Source organism: Arcicella rosea, assembly GCF_040543805.1.
GTDB classification, from domain to species: Bacteria; Bacteroidota; Bacteroidia; order Cytophagales; family Spirosomataceae; genus Arcicella; species Arcicella rosea.
Map to the genome: position 1 here is coordinate 316,087 of NZ_JBEUMS010000002.1, position 21,132 is coordinate 337,218.

Consider the following 21,132-nt stretch of genomic DNA (forward strand, 5'->3'; position numbering starts at 1 on the left):
CTTCGGAGTATCTTTTTAATGCTCGCATGAATGAAATTAATACTCCGAAGCATCATTTGAATACTCGCATGAATCAAAACGATACTCGTGAGTATCTTTTGAATGCTCGCATGAATCAAAACGATGCTCGTGAGTATCTTTTGAATACTCGCATGAATCAAAATGATGCTCGTGAGTATCTTTTGAATACTCGCTAAACTGTCAGCCATTTATAAATTCCATAAAAGCTCTTCAAAATATTTTTTGCCGTTAATCCATCAATGGCAAAAAAATATACTCAAGAAACAAATGAAACAACTTTACAAATTTTATTACTTGGTATTCCTAAGCTTTGCTGTGTTTTCGACCAAAATACAGGCCCAAAACTTGGTTTTGGAAGGAAAAGTAATTGATAGTCAAACTTCACAACCTGTTTCTTTTGCCAATGTCGAAATCTGGGCAGATGATAAGAAAGCTGTGGCAGGAACAGTGACAGATGAAAAAGGAAGCTTTACTTTTAAAAGCCTCATTCTGGAAAAAGGCATTATCAAAGTTCGTTTTGTGGGTTATGAAACTTTTCAACAAGCATTTTATGCAGATAATAAAAAGAGTATTTCTTTTCCCACTTTTCGGCTAAAACAACAAAATAGTGTATTGAACGAAGTAATTGTTTCGGGACAAAAAAGTACAACTACTATTGCTTTAGACAAGCAAATTATCGACCCTAAAAAGTTTCAATTAGCTACCAATGGAACAGGACTTGATTTATTACAGAAACTTCCGTCAGTAACCGTTACCAGCGAAGGCGATATTTCACTTCGTGGCAGTGCGGGTTTTATTGTATTGATTAATGGAAAGCCATCCAACCGTACACCGGCGGATATTTTGTCGCAATTACCAGCGAATACCATTCAAAATATTGAAATTCTTACTTCGCCTTCCGCCAAATATGATGCCGACGGAAAGACTGGGATTATCAATATTATCACTTTACAAAATGTTAACAAAGGTTGGAGTTTAACCAGTAACGGAATGTTTGGCGGTGGAAACCCTTCAAGATTTGGAGGAGATTTAACACTCAATTACGGTAGCAAAAAATGGGATTTTTATGCCTCAGCAGATTACAGACGCTATGACATTAACGGCAGACGCATCGGAGAAGTACGAACCATTTACAAAGATACTTTGACGTACTTACCTTCTGATGGACTGAGAGATTATAAAGATTATCAGTATTCTTTCAGAACGGGTTTTGCTTATAATCCAAATGCCAATAATTCATTTTCTTTCAATTTATACAAAGCTTATAAAGAAACGACTCGTCAGGCAGATTTGCATTATCAGGAATACTTTGCGGCTGGTTCTACCAATTTGTTTCAAACACAGTTTTCCACCGCTCCAGCACTTACTTTCAACGAAAATACTTTCGTGCGTTCGGGTGATTTCAGTTCGGTAAATTTAGACTATACTCATACATTTTCTAACAAAGCCAAATTGGCTTTAGTAGGAATTTATGAGCATTCTGTTTTGGGTGGTCCGCTCAGTAATTCTGATAAATACGAAAGTAATTTATCAGTTTTCTTGTTAGAAAAAACCAATGAAAACTCGCCTCTGAATGCCCTACGATTACAAGCAGATTATACTTTGCCTATTGGAAAAACAGGAAAATTTGGTGCAGGAGCAGTACTAAGAAGTTTTAAGCAAAATGGAACATTTAATTATTATAGAAAGACTGCGATTGATGCTCCCGCCTACTTCGACCCACTTTTCAATGATGCCATCGACGTAAATCAGCAAATAAGAGCGGGTTATGTACAATTTGAAAATGTTTATAGAGCATTAAGTTATAATGTGGGTTTGCGTGTGGAAGATATGGACAGAAGTTTGAAAGACCAACAACAGGCTAAAACGTATCAATATCAACAAGTTAATTTATTCCCGTCGGCTCAATTTTTATGGAAAGTAAACAATAGTCAGGATTTACGTTTGGGCTATAATCGAAGAATAGATTGGCCTACGATAAAGTCACTTTCTCCATTCTTGAATCACCGCCACAAAGAAACCATTGAAAATGGCGACCCGAATTTAAAACCAGAAATCGCCGATATTATCGAGCTTTCTTACAGCAAAACATGGTCAAATTTAAAATTGGTGACGACTGCTTTTCGCAGTTTTGTCCAAAATAAAGTATTCAGAACCAATTATATAGACAATCGAATTATTTTAGGCAGGTCTTATACCAACGGAGGCGATGCTACTTCTACGGGTTTAGAAATTTCAGCAGATATTAAAGCGACCAACTGGTGGCGATTTTATGTAGGTACAAGTGTGTATGATTTTAGGGTTTCAAATATTTTGAACGATGCCAACGCAAGTAAAAATAGTTTGAATTATACCATCAATGCCAATACAAGTATTACGATAAACCCAACGCTTCGCTTGCAATGGGATTTGAATTATGTTTCTGCCACTATTACTTCACAAGGAAATGACGGTGGAATTTTACTGTCAAACATCGGTTTGAAACAAAATATCTGGAACAATAAAGGAACAATTGGCTTACAGCTGAACAATATTTTTCAATCCAACAGTCAAAAAATCACAACGCAATCAGCCACTTTTTACTCTTATACCGATTATATCAAATATGACCGAGTATTACAGTTGAGCTTGGGTATTCGCTTGAACGAGTCAAGCAAGAAAGTAAAATCAACGAAGACTGAATATGGTGAGAAGGAATTTTAATAGTACTGAATACAAAAAATCAATGGTGGTGAACTTAAGTACACCGCTATTAAAAGGGAAAAGCGTAATTATTTTTTTGCTCTTTAATAATAAAACCTTAAATATGAAATTCATACAAGTACATAAAAAAAGAATGTTTGCCTTTGCTGTAAGTATATTTTTTACGCAGACAACATTTAGCCAAAATACACAAGAAGTATTTCAAGGAAAAATTGGTAAAACACTTGCCGACTCCAAAGAATGGTGGCCAGCAAAACCACAAGCACCCAAAAATGCTCCAAATATTGTTTATCTCTTAATTGATGATGCTGGTTTTGGTACTTCAAGTGCTTTTGGTGGTTTAATGCACACGCCAACTTTGGATAGTTTAGCCAATAATGGTTTACGTTATACCAATTTTCATACAACAGGAATTTGCTCGCCAACCAGAGCAGCATTATTGACAGGTCGAAATTCTCATTCAGTTCACATGGGACTTTTTCCTGTAACGGCAACGGGATTTCCGGGTTATGACGGACGTTTGCCAGATGATAAAGCAACCATTGCACAAATCTTGAAAGCCAACAATTATAGCACTTTTGCCGTTGGGAAATATCATTTAACGCCCATCAATGAAGTTTCGGCAGTTGGTCCATTTGACCGATGGCCATCAGGAAAAGGCTTTGAACATTTTTATGGTTGGCATTTGGGACATACAGAACAGTATCACCCTAATTTGTACGAAGACAATAGTGTTATCGACATTGAACCAAACACCAAACATTTAAGTACACTTTTGGCAGATAAAGCGATTAAGTACATCGCTAACCAAAAATCGCTTGCTCCAGAAAAACCTTTCTTTTTGTACTTTGCCACTGGAGCGATTCATTCACCACACCAAGTAGATGCCAAATGGAGTGATTTGTACAAAGGAAAATTTGACAAAGGTTGGGATTGGTACAGAGAAGAAGTATTGGCTCGCCAAAAGAAATTAGGCGTTGTACCTGCCAATGCCGTTTTACCAGCTCGTGATGCAAAAGTACCAGCTTGGGAAAGTCTTTCTGAAGGTGAGAAAAAACTGTACGCTCGCTACATGGAGATTTACGCAGGATTCCTGACTCATGCTGATTATGAATTTGGTAGAGTAGTGAATTACTTAAAAGAAATCGGACAATTGGATAATACCGTAATTGTTGCCATTATCGGTGATAATGGTTCTAGTCCGAGTACAAAGCATGGTACAATCAATGGTTATATTAGCAGTCTCGAAAACAAAAAGCAGATTGAAGAAGCCATTAAAAATATCGAAAAATTAGGAACTGAACACGCTTTTCAAGATGCTCCTTATGGTTGGACACAAGCGACGAATACGCCATTCCGTCAATGGAAAGTTGATGGAAATTCAGAAGGAGGAACACATAATCCCTTGATTATTTTCTATCCAAAAGGCATCAAAGAAAAAGGTGGCATCCGCAATCAGTACAGTTATGTTAATGATATTGCTCCGACAACCTTGGAATTGATTAAAGGAGAATTTCCTCAAACCATCAATGGCGTAACTCAAAAACCATTTGAAGGAAAAAGTCTTGTTTATTCATTTGAAAATGCGCAAGCCAAAAGCACTCATACAGTTCAGCATAATGAAATCAAAGGGAAACGTTCTATCTATAAAGATGGTTGGAAAGCGGCCGTTTATCATGAGCCGGGAACAGATTTCAAAAACGACGTTTGGGAACTGTATAACCAAAATGAAGACTTCAACGACCGTATTGATTTAGCGAAAAAATATCCAGAAAAACTAAAGGAATTACAAGATTTATTCGATCAAGAAGCCTACAAATACAATGTATATCCTTTGCAAGATACGACACCAAGCGGTGAGAGAAAACGAAGTATTTTCGGCAATAGCGACAAGATTGTGCTGTATCAAGGAATCGACCAGATTTTGAATTTTAGCGGACCTCAATTCATTCAAACTTCTTTTAAAATCTCTACGGAAGTAGATTATGTAAAAGGAAACGAAGGCATTTTGTTCTCAACAGGTGGTTCATTTGAAGGCTTAAGTCTATTTATCAAAGATGGTAAATTTCAAGTAGCCAATAATACAGGTACAATTATCAGACATTTAGAAGCAGATAAAGTACTGCCAGCGGGTAAAGTAAAACTTTCTTATCAATTTAATTATCAACCTCCTACCGATGCTAAAAGTTTAATTGCTCAAAATATTGATCCAGAATCGGGAAATGCTGAATTGTATATTAATGGGCAATTAGTAGCTAAAAGAACTATTTATTATTCAGAAGCCAAGTACATTGCCTTTTATAAAGACGGCGTTGATGTTGGTGCAGATTTGAACAGTCCTGTTTCAAATCGTTATGAAACACCGTTCAAATACAATGGGAAATTTGATAAAATAACGATTGAATATCTTCCTAAATAATCAACAAACCATAAAAAATCTCTTGTAAAACTTAGCAAGAGATTTTTTAAATCTTAATTAATATACTTATTCCATAGATTAAAATTGAATTACTATGAAAACACAAATTACTTCATCCACAACCAGATTTATCGCATTAATTCCACCATTGGTAATTCTACTAATTACGGTGATTGGTAATCCTGATTTATTCAAGAAAAAACAACAAAGTAAAAACCAGAAAATTATTCCCCTTTCAAGTATTCAAAAGAAAATTTAAACGATACTCATATTTCAACTCATTTAATTAAAGAAGATGAAACAAAAAAGAAATCCTTACTTACCATTACTCGCTGGTGCAGTTTTAATGACTTCAGCCAATAATTTATTCGCTCAGACTGAACAAGAGTGGAAAGGAAAAATTACAAAATCACACAAAACATCAACGCCTTACAAAGTTGATTATTTGAAGAAAGCTAAAGCTGGTTCTCCCAATGTTGTTGTGATTTTATTAGACGATGTTGGCTATGGCGCAACAGGTACTTTTGGTGGATTAATTAATACACCAACTTTTGATGCCCTCGCAAATAACGGACTTCGTTATACCAATTTTCATACCGCAGGAATTTGTTCTCCTACTCGTGCGGCATTGTTGACTGGTCGCAATCATCATTCTGTTGGCATGGGACTTTTCCCACATTTTTACTTATCAGCAGATTATCCTGGTTATGATGGTCACATCAAACCAAATAAAGGAACAATTGCCGAAGTACTTCGTGAAAATGGTTATAGTACTTATCAGTTAGGAAAATGGCATTTGACGCCAGATGATGAAAGTACCGATTTAGGTCCTTTCGAACGTTGGCCTTCTGGCAAAGGTTTCGACCATAACTTTAGTTTCTTGGGCGGTGCAACCGACCAGTACAAACCAGATTTAGTTGAAGATAATCAACATATCAAACCTGATGGCAGACATCTAACGGCTCAGTTGACCGACAAAGCCATTAGTTACATTACTAGACAAAAAGCAATTGCTCCGAACAAACCTTTCTTCTTGTATTTTGCTCCTGGAGCTACACACGCACCACATCAAGTTTCAAAAGAATGGAGCGATAAATACAAAGGCAAATTTGATGAAGGTTGGGATGTTTTCAGAGAAAAAGTATTTGCGAACCAAAAGAAATTGGGCGTAATTCCTGCCAATGCAGTTTTACCAGAAAGAAACGATTTTATCAAAGCTTGGAAAGATTTACCTGCTGAAGAACAACATTTGTACGCTCGTTTTATGGAAGTATATGCTGGCTTTTTAGAATATACCGATTATGAAATTGGTCGTTTGGTCAATCATTTGAAGGAAAGTAAACAATTGGATAATACTGCTATTTTCGTCATCATTGGTGATAATGGAGGCAGTAAAGAAGGTTTAGAATATGGAGTAACTAATAAAACCATTCGTTTTGGAGCAGATAATATTACTCGTGAAGAATACAAAAAGTATATTTTAAGCGAATACGATAAAATCGGTACTCCAGATGTAAAATCAGTAGCCAATTATCCTTTAGGTTGGGCTCAAGCAACCAATACACCTTTCAAATTCTGGAAAAGTGATGCCAACGCTGAAGGAGCAACACACAATCCATTGATTGTACATTATCCAAATGGTATCAAAGAAAAAGGCGAAGTCCGTACTCAGTTTGGACACGTAACAGATATTTTGCCAACTATCGAAGAAATCGTTGGTGTTCAACAGCCAGAAGTATTGAGAGGCATCAAACAAGACCCAATTCATGGCAAAAGTTTAGCGTATTCTTTTGGTGATGCAAAAGCTCCTGAACAGCATACGCAACAATACTTTACCATTTTTGGAAACAGAGCCATTTATAAAGATGGTTGGAAAGCAGGTGCGGCACATCATCCCAATACTTTAGAAACCTTTACTTACAAAGGTGAAACGCCTCCGAATATTGAAAACAATCCTGATAAAGAAGAATGGGAATTGTATAATTTGAAAGAGGATTTTAACGAAAGAGTAAATTTGGCGAAGAAGTATCCTGAGAAACTTAAAGAATTAAAAGCACTCTTCGATTCAGAAGCTGCCAAGTATAATATCTATCCATTAATTGATGTTGAACATGCCGCTGAACGCTATAAAGTTCAGTTTAGTGGTGGTAAGTAAATCAATTGAGCATTAGAGTAATAGTCTTTTATTGTTCTAATGCTCATACTATTCTTTAATAAAGTTAAACCTATCAAAACTATGAAACATTTAATCCCACGCTTTAACTCTGGTACTGGTGTTGGCGGTCTTACCTCATGCAATCGACATGCTAATTACAGAATTCTGTGATTGTTACTCAAAGTATTTCTCTCATTTTTCATCCAATAAACTACATTATAAGTCAATTTTTAATATTATTTCAATAACAAATTATACAAATTAATGAATTTTATCAATAGTATATAAAAATGATATACTATATAGAATAAAATACTTAACTTGCACTCATTATCGAATATGATTACAATTGGAAGTCTTAGAAATACCATTCTAGGATTTTTTTAAAGGAAATTAGTCTATAAAACTCATAGAGTTAATTCCTGAAATAAACATAATAATAACATAAAATATCTATCACTCGATGAAACAAATTTTCAAATCAACCTTGCTAATCTTGGCAATAATATTACCTCTTTTAACATCAGCTCAAGATAAGCCAATTATCAATGCAACTATTTCAGGTAAAGTAGTTGATTCAAGAACAAATGACTTAATCATCGGAGCATCAGTAGTGATTAAAGGAACAACTAACGGTGCTTCTACAGATGCTAATGGAGAGTTTTCGTTAATTACAGGGCAAAAATTGCCATTTACTTTAGTGATATCTTATGTAGGTTATCAGAAAAAAGAAGTCGTAATCAATACCAATAAAGTAGAAATCTCTATCGAAGAAAGCACTAATGAACTTTCTGATGTAGTAGTTACTTCAAGACGTCGCCAAGAGTCGATACAAGATATTCCAATTCCAATTGCTGTGATTAGTGGTGCAAAAGCAGAAGATGCAGGAGCGTTTAACCCTAACCGTTTGAAGGAATTAATTCCTTCAGTACAATTATATTCTTCAAATGGTAGAAATACAACATTGAATATTCGTGGATTAGGTTCGTCGTTTGGGCTTACTAACGATGGCATTGATCCAGGCGTTGGATTTTATGTAGATGGAGTATATTATGCAAGACCTGCGGCAACGGCTATCGACTTTGTTGATGTTGACCGTATCGAAGTACTTCGTGGTCCACAAGGAACGCTTTTCGGTAAAAACACTACTGCTGGTGCTTTTAACATCACAACAAGAGCCCCAAGCTTTACACCAGGAGCAACATTTGAAACAAGTTATGGTAACTTAAATTATATTCAAGCAAAAGCTTCTATCACAGGACCAATCAGCAAAACATTGGCAGCTAGAGTTTCATTCTCTGGTACACAAAGAGATGGAACAATTTTTAATACAACTACTTTAAAACCAACAAACTCGTTAAATAACTTAGGTTTTAGAGCACAATTACTTTATACACCATCTGAAAATGTAAATATTACTTTTGCAGGAGATAATGCTCGTCAAAGACCAGATGGAAATGCAACGGTTGTGGCTGGTGTAGTAACAACAAAACGTGCTGCTTATCGTCAATTCAATGCCATTATTGCTGACTTGGGTTATAAATTACCAACAACAAATCCTTTTGATAGAATTACAGATGCAGATTCTCCGTGGAGAGTAAACAACGATTTTGGTGGTGCGTCTATCAATGTTGATGCTAAAATTGGTAAAGGAACACTTACTTCAACAACTGCATGGCGTTACTGGATTTGGGATCCATCAAATGATAGAGATTTTATTGGCTTACCAGTTTTAACTAAATCGCAAGGAAACTCAAGACATGACCAATGGACACAAGAGATTCGTTATGCAGGACAATTTTCTGAAAGATTGAGCGGTGTTTTTGGCGTATTTTTGATTGACCAACTTTTAACATCTGACCCAGTTCAAACAGAAGAATCAGGTTCAGCACAGTGGAGATTCTCACAAAGTTCAACTTCTGCACTATGGAAAACACCAGGTTTATTTGATGGTTTTGGAACAAAAACAACTTCAAGACTTAAAACTTTAGGTGCTGCTGTATTTAGCCAAGTTGACTGGTCAATCACTGAAAAATTACATTTATTACCGGGTCTTCGTTTCAACTACGATAAAAAAGATGTGGATTACAAACGTGAAACTTACGGCGGTTTACAAACAACTGACCCAGCTTTATTGGCTTTAAAAAATGGTGTTTATACAAATCAAGCATTTAATTTTAGTGTAAACGAAAACAATTTATCTGGACAAGTAACATTGGCATACAAACCAACTAAATCTTTGAATGTTTTTGCTACTTATGCAAATAGTTATAAGCCAGTCGGTGTAAACCTTGGAGGACTTCCAACTGCTAATGGAGCCGTTTTAATTGATTTAGCTAAAGTAAAGCCTGAATTTGTAACTCACTATGAAATTGGCGTAAAAACAAGACCAACATCTCAGACTTCTTTAAATGTAACTATTTATAATACTGAAATTAAAGATTACCAAACGCAAGTTCAAACGGCTGAAGTTGGTGTAAATAGAGGTTATTTAGCAAATGCTGAAAAAGTAAGAGTAAAAGGAGTTGAAGTTGACGGAAGTATCAGAGTGGGTAGTCATTTCACATTCAACGGAGCGGTTTCATATACTGATGGAAAATATGTTTCATTTAAAAATGCACCAGTTCCATTAGAAGAAACAGGTGGAGAGTCAGCTTTCAAAGATGTTTCTGGTGGTGATTTACCGGGAATTTCAAAATGGGCAGGTTCATTAGGGGGAGAATTCAGTACTGCTGGAAAATTCATGACTTTGAAAGGAAATTACTTTATCGCACTTGATTCTTATGCTCGTACAACGTTCTCATCAAGTGCTTCACCATCTAAATTTTTGAATATTGAAGGTTACAATATCGTAAATGGTAGAATTGGTTTCCGTGCTTCAAATGGACTTTCAGTGTTAATTTGGGGTAGAAATATCTTAAACAAAGATTATTTCGAACAATTATTACCAGCAGCAGGAAATGCAGGACATTACGCTGCTGTATTAGGTGACCCAGCTACTTATGGTGTAACGCTTCGTTTCACTTTCTAAAATCATCGAATAAATTTTAAAGCCTATGAATTTGAAGCTGAATTGCTGAAAAATTCATAGGCTTTTTTTATGATAAATCATCAAAATGGCTATTCGAAAAATCTTACTTCTAGGCTTAATTCTTTCTTTTAGCCTAAAAGAAACTTTTGCATTTCAACAAAATAAAACAACAAAACAGCCGAATATTCTTTGGATTACTTGTGAAGACATGTCTCCACATTTAGGAAGTTTTGGTGAAAAAATAGCTAAAACGCCCAATTTGGATAAACTAGCAAAAGAAGCAGTTCGTTATACCAATGTATTTTCTACGGCTGGAGTTTGTGCGCCAAGTAGAGCTACTTTAATTACGGGCATGTACCAAACTTCAATTGGTGCTCATAATATGCGAACCTTACAAACTGCCGTTTCACAAAAACTTTCTGTGCCATTTTATTCTGCGTTACTTCCAGAACAAGTAAAATGTTTTCCGGAATATTTACGAAAAGCGGGCTATTACTGCACGAATAATGAAAAACAAGATTATCAGTTTGAAGCACCAGTAACAGTCTGGAATGAGAACAGCAAAACAGCAAATTGGCGAGGAAGGGAAGACAAAAATCAGCCTTTTTTCTCAGTAATTAATTTAATGATTACACATGAATCACAAGTATTTTCTCGTGATAAAGAACCTCTTTCTGTGCATCTAGATTCGGTAATTGTTCCACCATATTATCCTGACAATGCCATTATTAGAAAAGACATTGCTCGTTTTCTCTCTAATGTTGAAATCATGGACAAACAAGTTGGGGATATTTTACAGCAACTCAAAGATGATGGTTTATACGATAATACGATTATTTTCTTTTACAGTGACCACGGTGATGGTTTACCTTTTGTGAAAAGAGAATTGTATGACAGAGGCTTAAAAGTACCGATGCTCATTCGTTTTCCAAATGCTAAAAATGCAGGGACGACTGATAGTCAATTACTCAGCTTTGTGGACTTCGCTCCTACTGTATTGTCTTTAGCGAATATTCCTATTCCAAAATATATTCAAGGACAGGCTTTTCTGGGTAAACAAAAAAGTGAAATTGCCCGAAAATACATTTATGCTGCCCGTGATAGAATGGACAGTGAATATGATAGAGTACGAGCAGTAAGCGATGGTCGATTTAAATATTTGAAAAACTATCAACCTGAAAAGCCTTATTATCAGAACCTTAAATACCGATTAAGTCAAAAGAGTATGCAAGAAATTCTTCGTTTAAAAGAAGCTGGAAAATTAAATGATCAACAAGCATACTGGTTCAGAAACTCAAAACCAGAAGAAGAACTTTTTGATACGCAAACCGATCCTTATGAATTTAAAAACTTAGCCAATAATCCAACTTACAAAGCAAAACTTACTGAATTACGCCAAAAACATCTTGAATGGATAAAGCAATTTGGTGATTTAGGTGCAATTCCTGAAAATGAATTAGTAGCTTCGTGGTGGCAAGGGAAAGATAAAGCTCCCGAAACCTCTTCACCAGAAATCTCACTGAAAGAAGGAAAAGTAAGTATTATTTCGGCGACTAAAGGAGCTTCAATAGCTTATAAAAAGCATGAAAAAGATAAAGAATGGCAAGTTTATTCAAAACCATTTCACATCCAAAAAGGAGATTCTCTCTACGTAATTGCCCATAGAATTGGCTTTAGTGCCAGTAAAGTGATTAAAATAAAATAGTTTATTGGATTTCAGTCGTCTGCTTTCGGCAATCAGTCATCGGCTTTCAGATTTAGGATTTTTGTTGTCGATAATTCGTCACTATTAGCAACTTTAAAACGATAGCTAATATCCGAAGACCAATGCAATAGCAGACAGCAGAAAACCCAAAGCCATAATCCTAAAGCTGAAAGCCGAAGACCGATAGCCGACAGCCCTAACATAATAATTAAATGAAAAAATACCTCTTCACATTCGCCCTTTTACTTTCAGCAGTTTTGAGCAATGCACAAACAGCAAGTCACCAAGTTTATACTCAAAAAACAGCCAATAAAATCACTGTTGATACAAAATTGAGTAAGAAAATTTTGAAAGAAATTCAGAAAGGGAAGGCTTATTTAGTAGATGTCCGCACGCCAGAAGAGTACAGTACAAAACATTTAAAGTACGCTCAAAATATAAATATTCGTTCCGAAAAATTTTCTGAAGAAATTCAGAAATTAGATAAGTCAAAGAAGATTTATTTGTATTGTCGTTCGGGAAACAGAAGTGGAAAAGCCGCTGATACTTTACAAACTTTTGGCTATCAATTGGGCTATAATATCGGAGGTTTAGATAGTCTTCTCACAAAAGGTTTACCCGCAGAAAAATAAAATGCTCAAGAAAATTCTAAGCGTAGGGCTTTTATTGACCTCAACTTTCCAACCATTGTTGGCTCAAAAAAAACAGCCAAATATTGTTGTTATCCTAGCCGATGATTTAGGTTTTTCGGACATTGGAGCATTTGGCGCTGAAATCAAAACACCCAATTTAGACAAATTGGCAAATAATGGTCTCATTATCAAACAGTTTTATAATGCGGGTCGTTGCTGTCCTTCACGTGCTTCTTTGCTTACGGGTTTGTATTCACACCAAGCTGGTATTGGCGATATGGTACAAGACAAAGGTTTTCCTGCCTATCAAGGTTATCTCAACGAAAATTGTATCACCATCGGACAAGCCTTAAAACAAGCTGGCTATTCTACAATAGTTTCAGGAAAATGGCATGTTGGTTTAGTGCCTTCAGCTTGGGCAGTGAATCGAGGTTTTGATGAATCTTTTACTTTGCAAAATAACGGAAGTAGCTACTTTAATTCTCAACCACTGTACAACGATGGCAGAACGGTTACTTTTTTGGAAGGAAATAAAGAAATTATTCGGAACGATACTGCTAAATATCTCACGCAAGCCATCACCGATTTTGCCATCAATGCTTTAGATAAACAGCATAAAAACCAAAAGCCATTTTTTCTGTATTTGGCTTATAATGCTCCGCATTGGCCAATTCAAGCTTTGCCCGAAGACATTGCTAAATACAAAGGAAAATACTTGAAAGGTTGGGATGATTTAAGAACCACACGTTTGAAAAAACTACAAGCCTTGGGTATTATTGATAAAAATTGGGAACTCTCCAATCGTTTTGAAAATGTGCCTGATTGGCATAAACTCAGTGCCGAAGAAAAAGAAAAATGGGATACACGCATGGCAATTTATGCTGCTATGATTGACCGAATGGACGCAGGAATCGGGGAAGTTTTGCAGAAAATAAAAGCACTTGGTGAAGAAAACAATACCATTATCTTCTTTCTTTCCGACAACGGAGGAAGTGCGGACGATGTGAAAAATTGGAATTATGTAACGCAAAAAAACGGAGAAGCTGGTTCGGTTGCTTCGATAGATAGTTACGAAAGTCCTTGGGGAAATGCCAGCAACACGCCTTTTAAATTATTCAAGAAGAATACTCACGAAGGCGGAATTGCTTCACCATTTATTGCTTATTTCCCAAATCATATCAAAGCAGGAAGTAAAAGTAACCGTCCAAGCCATTTGATTGATATTTTTCCAACGGTGTTGGATTATGCAGGTGTTCAATACCCAAGTACTTTTAACGGAAAAAAACTTACGCCATTAGAAGGAGTCAGTCTGAAAAATGAATTGGAAGGCAAACAAAGTAAACCCCACGAAGCACTCTTTTGGGAACATGAAGGCAGTCGGGCGATTAGAAAAGGAAATTGGAAAGCCATTGCCGAAAATAACCAAGCTTGGGAGTTATACAATATTGCAGAAGACAGAACAGAAACCAAAAATTTAGCAGAAAACCATCCTAAAATACTACAAGAACTCATCACAGCACACGAGGTTTGGTCGAAAAAAGTAGGTGTTCAAGATTGGAATAAAATCAAATAAATAATTGTCCTTTATGATTTATTTGATTATAAAGGACGATTGTTTTTCAAATCAGTACCTTCTCTATTGACAATATCAATACAAAAATTTTAATTAAATACTCTCATCAAAGCTGAAATCTTAAAGGCTATATTTTCAAAAAAACTCTTTTAACATCTTCTAAAACTTATAATAAAACTCCTTAAACTTAGTAGACTAAAGGCAAATTCCCTTCAAATTCCACACTATTTATTCAATAAAATATTTGAATTGCACAATTAAAAATGAATTAATAAAATATTTTAAAAAGTACTTGTCTGAAAAATTTACAGATTATACATTTGCCCCATAAGTTTTATAGAGTAGTTACAAATGTGTCAATATTACACTTTACGAAACTTATTTTTCCTTACATATTTAATATCATAATACCCATGAAGACTTAGCGCTTTTTAGTGCTAACGAACCTAAACATTTGGCAAATCGACGCAACATCACAAAAAATGATGGGAGGAAAAGTATTTGTCAAATTTAAAATTTAAACAAAAAAGTTATGGATCAACACAAACAATGGAAACAAAATTTACGGAAACTTCAAGTCCTTTTTTCCATCCTTTTAGTCTCAATGAGTACATGCTCACAGAGTTTTGCTCAAAAGCCTACAAAATCTAGCGAACAAGTAATATCAGGAATTATTAGAGATGAAAAAGGCGATATTTTACCCGGAGTAAACGTAATCATTAAAGGAACACAAAGAGGTGTTTCTTCTAATCAAGATGGGAAATATTCGATTTCTGTCAGTGCAAAAGATGCTTCTTTGATTTATTCTTTCGTCGGTTATTTACCACAAGAAGTAAAAATCAATAACCAATCTACAATTAATGTTTCACTACAACCCGAAGCAAAATCTTTAGATGAAGTAGTTGTAATTGGTTACGGCACACAAAAAGCTAGTGACATTACTGGCTCGGTGGTATCTTTTGATGCAAAACATTTAGAAGAAAAACCGATTGGTAGAATCGAACAAGCACTTGTCGGACAAATGGCTGGAGTACAAGTAAAACAACAAACAGGTTTACCCGGAACAGGTTTAAGTATTGTAGTCCGTGGAACGGGTTCTATCAATGCAGGTTCTGAACCACTTTATGTAGTGGATGGATTTCCTTTGGATATTGCTGGACAAAGCTCAGATGGAAGTATCGGAACGAGCCCACTCGCAAATTTAAGTGCTAACGATATTGAGAGTATTCAAGTACTAAAAGATGCTGCTGCGGGCGCAATCTATGGTTCTCGTGCTGCCAATGGTGTTGTATTGATTACGACTAAAAGAGGAAAATCTGGTAAGTTGAAAATAAGTTTAAACACCAATACTGGCATTAGCAGTGTTGCTAAAAAATTGGATATTTTAAGTGCAGAAGAATGGGTTGGCGTAGCCACAGAAGTAGCAAATACAAACTGGATTCGTTCGGGAACTGGACGCACAGCCGACCAAACGAATGACCAACGTAGAGCAATATTAGGATTAAAAGCAGGTGAGTACAATACTTCATATATGCCAGACGAACGTTGGTCGCAAGAGGGGCATCCGGGTTTAACTTATGTTGATTGGCAAGATGCTATTTACAGAAAAGCGGCTTTCCAAAACTATCAATTATCAGCAACTGGCGGTACTGAAAATGTGAGTTATTTCTTTTCAGGAAACTACTTGAATCAACAAGCTACTTTGGTCAATACAGATTTTAAAAGTTATGGTGTACGTGCTAATATCGAAGCAAAAGCAAACAAAAAATTGAAATTTGGCATCAATCTAGCACCAACTTATTCTGAAAATAATACGCCACAAGGCGACGGAAAAGATAGTCCAATTATGAATATCGCCGCTATTTCTCCAGTCGTAGAAGCAAATGCAGGTTTGAATACAGGTGCTGGTGAGTTTTCAACTTATACTTGGAGTAGCCCTCGATTGGTAAGTCCTTATGCGATTTTGAATAATTCAATCGGATTAACAAAAAATACTCGTCTCTTAACTTCGGTTTATGCTGAATATTACATTTTGCCAAGTTTGTTTGCCAAAACAACCATCAATTATGACGACGTAAATCAGCAAACAAAAAAATATGTTTCTGATTATGTAGCAGTTGGTGGCGCTGCTGAACGAATTACCAATCCTGGAAAAAATGCAAGTGGTTCGTATGGAGGTTACAGAAAACAAAACTTTGTAAACGAAAACACCTTGAATTTTATCAAGACTTTCGATAAAGTACATAATGTTTCGGCTGTGGCTGGGGTATCATTCAATTCAGTTCATGGAGAATCTTTCAACATCAATACTGCTGGTGGTTTTGCCAATAATATCGTGAACACGATTAGCAATGCAATTCCAAATGCTGCTGGAGTAACGGTTACAGGTTCAACGAGTGAAAACAACAATACTCTTTTTTCATATTATGGAAGAATCCAATACGATTATTCAGGTAAGTATTTAATTACAGGAAGTATTCGTCGTGATGCTTCTTCAAAATTTGGTATCAATAACCAATGGGGAACTTTCCCGTCGGCATCAATCGGTTGGAGAATTTCACAAGAATCATTCTTGAAAGATATAAAAGAAATTAGCGATTTGAAATTGCGTTTTAGCTGGGGGAAATCGGGTAATAATAATATCGGAAATTATAGTGCAATTCCTACTTTGTCTGGTACTTCATATAATTTCGGCGGAAATACGCCTACTGTTGCAAGCGGACAAGTATCAGCAGGTTTGGCGAATCCGAACTTGAAATGGGAAACTTCTAATACTTATGATTTAGGTTTTGATGCAGCTTTCTTCAACAATCGCCTTAATCTTTCTTTTGATGCTTATACCAAGAAAAGTACAGATTTGTTGTTGAATCTCCCTGTTTTGGCAGCAAGTGGTTTCTCGACTAGCTTACAAAATATTGGTTCTGTAAAAAACCAAGGAATTGAATTAGGCATTACTTCAAGGAATATCGTAACGCCTGATTTCCAATGGAGTACAAATGCCAACATTGCTTTCAATAAAAACGAAGTAATTTCTTTGAATGCAGATGGCTCTCCTATTTATATTCCTTCGGCATATAGCGGAAGTAATGCGCCTTATATTTTACAGCCGGGTTTACCAATGTTTAGTTATTATGTAACAAAATCAATTGGAGTCTTAACGCAAGCTGATTTGGATGACCCGAAAGTTGCTAAAATCAGAAACCAAACTGTTGGCGACACAAAGTATTTTGATGCGAACGGCGATGGCGTAATTAATGCAAACGATAGAGTAGTTTATGGACAACCCAATCCAAAATATACTTGGGGTGTCACTAACAATTTCAAATACAAAAATTTTGATTTGAGCGTACAAGTATATGGGCAAGTTGGCGGTTCAATTCTTTCATATTTTGGTCGTGCTATTGATTTCAGCGGAAGTACAACCGCTAATATTTTAGGAATTTGGAGAGAAAGATGGACACCAGAAAATCAAAATTATGATGCTCCTCGTGGAAAACTAGCAAGTACTTATACTGTTCCACAAGTAACATCCGACTGGGTTTATTCAACTGATTTTATCCGTATTCAAAATATTACTTTTGGTTATAATCTCAGAGATTTAGCAAAATCTGGCGTATTCTCTTCTGCTCGTGTTTATGTAGCTTTACAAAACTGGTTTAACCACGATAATTACCGTGGTGGCGTAAACCCAGAAGCCCAAAACACCAATGTAAGTGGAAATGGGAGTTATCCAATTCCGGGCGATTACGGTGCAATGCCATTGAGCAAAACTGCTTCTGTAGGTATTAATCTTACTTTTTAATTCACGTAATTACACGTTTTATAGTCATGAAAAAAACAATATATATAGCACTTAGCGCTGTCATCTTGGGGCTTACTTCCTGCGAAGATCAGCTCGACCAGAAACCAGTTTCAAGTACCACAGCAGAAAGTTTTTATACAAATACCAATGATTTTACACAAGCCGTCAATGGTGTTTATAGTAAATTAACTTCTTATCCAAGTCAAGTACTTTGGTTAGGTGAAATGCGTAGCGATAACCTAAATGTATTACACGATGGTAACCGTGACTGGCAAGGAATCAATGATTTCTCTCCAAATATCACCACAACAGGTTTTATCGCCAGCGCTTGGAATGACAATTTCAACGGAATTTTCAATGCCAATTCAGTTTTACAGGCATTAGAAACTAAAGGAAGTATTATTACAGATGCTACTTTACGTTCAAGATTTACAGCCGAAACACGTTTTCTGAGAGCTTTCTATTACTTTCAATTAGTGCGTACTTTCGGAAAAGTACCTTTGGTAGAAAAGCCTTTAACAGCCGCAGAAGTAGAATCTGTACCTAGAAGTGCTGTAGCAGATATTTATAAATTGATTATTGCAGATTTAGAATTTGCGGTACAAAATCTTCCTGCATCTTACACAGGTGTTAATGTTGGTCGTGCTACAAACAATGCTGCAAAAGGTTTATTAGGTTTGGTTTATCTAACTCGCTCAGGAACAACGTATAATATTGAAGGTGCAGGCTTAAATAGCAACGAATACGATAAAGCACTTTCGCTTTTTAATGAAGTAATTGCGAGTAATCAATACCAATTATTACCAAATTATTCTTCGGTTTTTGCTTATGACAACGAAAATAATAAAGAAGTAATTTTTGATGTACAGTTTATGAGTTCTTCGAATGGTGCTGGTTTTCCAAGTCATCTTGCTCCAGTTGCTTTTTGGACGGGACAAGGAATTTCAAACGCTTATGGTAATGGTTATGGCGCAAGTAACTTTAATATTTCTAAAGAACTTAAAACTTCGTACTTAACTAATTCGTCGGATGTAAGAAATGCTTTCAATATCCAATTATCTTACTCTCAGCCTTTTATCAAGAAATATATTGATGTGGCAAAAAGAGGTACAAATGGAAGAGATTGGTCTATCAATTTTATCGTTTTGCGTTATGCGGATATTCTTTTATTGAAAGCAGAAGCCATTTTAAAAGGAGCAAAAGGCACGCAAACCGAAGTAGATGCTTTGGTGAATCAAGTAAGAAATCGTGCAGGATTACCAAGTATTTTGAACGTTACTTTTGATACTTTATTGGAAGAAAGACGCAAAGAATTTTTAGGAGAAGGCACCCGTTGGAACGATTTAGTTCGTTCTGGAAATGCTGTTACTAAAATGAATTCTTGGATAAAAAATGATGGAATTCTAACAATCAATGCCGTAACATCCGACTTTTTGATTTATCCAGTGCCTGCCACTGAAATAGGAACAAAAGTAGGGCTGTATCAACAAAACCCTGGGTATAATTAAACATTTCTTGTCTTTAAGAACATACGTAGTAATTCAGTTTGCTACGTATGTTTTTGTTTTATAGGTAATCTAAAAGTAGCATCATCATGCAAAAAATCATATTAGCTGTCGCCTTGCTGTTCACACAAGCAGTTACTTTATTGGCACAAAAAAATAAACAAAAATCAAATGATACTCGCCCGAATATCATCTTCATTTTAGCGGATGATTTGGGTTATGGCGACATCGCTATCAACGGACAAAAACTTATCAAAACTCCCAATATTGATAAATTAGCCAAGCAAGGTGTTCGTTTTACGCAATTTTATGCGGGAACAAGTGTTTGTGCGCCATCACGTTCTTCGCTATTGACAGGGCAACATACGGGACATACTTATATCCGTGGCAACAAAGGTGTTGACCCAGAAGGACAAGAACCAATTGCTGATTCTGTGCGCACGGTGGCTGAAATTCTTCAAAAAGCAGGTTATCAAACTGGTGCTTTTGGTAAATGGGGACTAGGACCAGTTGGTTCGGAAGGAGATCCTAACAAACAGGGTTTTGATCAATTCTTTGGTTATAATTGCCAAACGTTAGCACACCGTTATTACCCAAATCATTTATGGCAAAATGGTCAGAAAATCGTATTGGAAGCCAATAAAAATCTGATTGAAAATAAAGAATATGCCCCAGATATTATTCAAAAAAAGGCATTGGAGTTTGTTGATAACAGAGTAAAAGACAAACCATTTTTTTTATTTTTACCTTATATTTTGCCACATGCTGAATTACTTGTTCCTAACGATAGCATCTTGGAATATTATAAAAAACATTTCAATGAAAAGCCATATAAGGGAAATGATTATGGTTTAAAAGCCACAAAAGGTGGTTATACTTCGCAAGAATATCCACATGCGACTTTCGCTGCAATGGTTAGCCGACTTGATTTATATGTCGGTCAAATTCTTGAAAAATTAAAGCAAGAAGGCTTAGATAAAAATACTTTGGTGATTTTCACAAGTGATAACGGCCCACACAAAGAAGGTGGTGCTGACCCTGTTTTCTTTAACAGTGGCGGTGGTTTCAGAGGCGTAAAACGAGATTTGTATGAAGGTGGAATTCGTGAACCATTCATCGCTCGTTGGACGAACGTCATCAAACCCAACTCACAGAATAATCATATTGGTGCTTTTTGGGATATTCTACCCACTTTCGCTGAATTAGCTGGTGTAAAAGCGCCTAAAAATACTGATGGACTTTCATTTGTCCCAACTTTAAAAGGTAATAAATCACAAGCAAAACACGCATATCTTTATTGGGAATTTCATGAAAATGGTGGTGTTCAAGCCGTACGACAAGACAATTGGAAAGCCGTAAAATTGAATGCTTCAGCAAATCCTAAGAATGAAGTAGAATTATATGATTTAGCAAAAGATCCAGCTGAAAGTAAAAATATTGCCAAGCAATTTCCTGAAAAGGCGAAGGAATTAGAAGGATTGATGAATTCATCACATGTAGAATCTACTTTATTTCCGTTTGTAAGTCAGAATAAGTAGTTTTGTAAAAATTTAAGCGACAGCCCGCCAAAACTAAAGAGAGTCAAC

Annotated in this window: 13 protein-coding genes; 12 read left to right on the forward strand and 1 reads right to left on the reverse strand. The window is 35.9% G+C overall.

The annotated features are described in order from the left end of the window. Positions 1 to 26 precede the first annotated feature (26 nt). From ABID42_RS04480 to ABID42_RS04510, 7 genes are all read left to right on the forward strand, one after another. On the forward strand, positions 27 to 197 hold the full coding sequence (locus ABID42_RS04480; RefSeq protein ID WP_367282630.1) for a hypothetical protein: 171 nt from the start codon (positions 27 to 29) through the stop codon (positions 195 to 197). A 91-nt stretch (positions 198 to 288) separates the two neighbouring features. After that, positions 289 to 2,724 carry a TonB-dependent receptor domain-containing protein gene (locus ABID42_RS04485; RefSeq protein ID WP_367282631.1) on the forward strand — a complete coding sequence of 812 codons (2,436 nt, stop codon included), beginning with the start codon at positions 289 to 291 and terminating at the stop codon, positions 2,722 to 2,724. Positions 2,725 to 2,827: 103 nt separating this feature from the next. Beyond that, complete coding sequence (locus ABID42_RS04490; RefSeq protein WP_367282632.1) at positions 2,828 to 5,143, forward strand: arylsulfatase; 2,316 nt, start codon at positions 2,828 to 2,830, stop codon at positions 5,141 to 5,143. 94 nt (positions 5,144 to 5,237) lie between these two features. Further along, positions 5,238 to 5,402: a hypothetical protein gene (locus tag ABID42_RS04495; protein WP_367282633.1), complete on the forward strand. Its 165-nt coding sequence runs from the start codon at positions 5,238 to 5,240 to the stop codon at positions 5,400 to 5,402. Positions 5,403 to 5,438: 36 nt separating this feature from the next. Then, on the forward strand, positions 5,439 to 7,298 hold the full coding sequence (locus ABID42_RS04500; protein ID WP_367282634.1) for a sulfatase family protein: 1,860 nt from the start codon (positions 5,439 to 5,441) through the stop codon (positions 7,296 to 7,298). A 463-nt stretch (positions 7,299 to 7,761) separates the two neighbouring features. Next, the gene (locus tag ABID42_RS04505) at positions 7,762 to 10,329 is read left to right on the forward strand and encodes a TonB-dependent receptor (RefSeq protein WP_323257884.1); all 2,568 of its coding nucleotides are present in this window, start codon (positions 7,762 to 7,764) and stop codon (positions 10,327 to 10,329) included. 85 nt (positions 10,330 to 10,414) lie between these two features. Next, positions 10,415 to 12,034 carry a sulfatase family protein gene (locus ABID42_RS04510; RefSeq protein ID WP_367282635.1) on the forward strand — a complete coding sequence of 540 codons (1,620 nt, stop codon included), beginning with the start codon at positions 10,415 to 10,417 and terminating at the stop codon, positions 12,032 to 12,034. Between the two features lie 32 nt (positions 12,035 to 12,066). On the opposite strand, the gene ABID42_RS04515 is transcribed toward ABID42_RS04510, so the two are convergent. Further along, a complete protein-coding gene (locus tag ABID42_RS04515; RefSeq protein ID WP_367282636.1) occupies positions 12,067 to 12,237 on the reverse strand; it encodes a hypothetical protein in 171 nt (56 codons plus the stop codon). Positions 12,238 to 12,246: 9 nt separating this feature from the next. Here ABID42_RS04515 and ABID42_RS04520 point away from each other — a divergent pair, with 9 nt between their 5' ends. From ABID42_RS04520 to ABID42_RS04540, 5 genes are all read left to right on the forward strand, one after another. After that, positions 12,247 to 12,666, forward strand: coding sequence for a rhodanese-like domain-containing protein (locus ABID42_RS04520; protein WP_367282637.1), 420 nt, complete (start codon positions 12,247 to 12,249; stop codon positions 12,664 to 12,666). Position 12,667: 1 nt separating this feature from the next. Next, complete coding sequence (locus ABID42_RS04525) at positions 12,668 to 14,239, forward strand: arylsulfatase (protein ID WP_367282638.1); 1,572 nt, start codon at positions 12,668 to 12,670, stop codon at positions 14,237 to 14,239. A gap of 604 nt (positions 14,240 to 14,843) precedes the next feature. Beyond that, positions 14,844 to 18,041, forward strand: a complete 3,198-nt coding sequence (locus tag ABID42_RS04530) for a SusC/RagA family TonB-linked outer membrane protein (RefSeq protein ID WP_367282639.1) — start codon at positions 14,844 to 14,846, stop codon at positions 18,039 to 18,041. 26 nt (positions 18,042 to 18,067) lie between these two features. Beyond that, complete coding sequence (locus ABID42_RS04535; RefSeq protein WP_367282640.1) at positions 18,068 to 19,549, forward strand: RagB/SusD family nutrient uptake outer membrane protein; 1,482 nt, start codon at positions 18,068 to 18,070, stop codon at positions 19,547 to 19,549. Between the two features lie 86 nt (positions 19,550 to 19,635). Beyond that, a complete protein-coding gene (locus tag ABID42_RS04540) occupies positions 19,636 to 21,084 on the forward strand; it encodes an arylsulfatase (protein WP_367282641.1) in 1,449 nt (482 codons plus the stop codon). Positions 21,085 to 21,132: the final 48 nt, after the last annotated feature.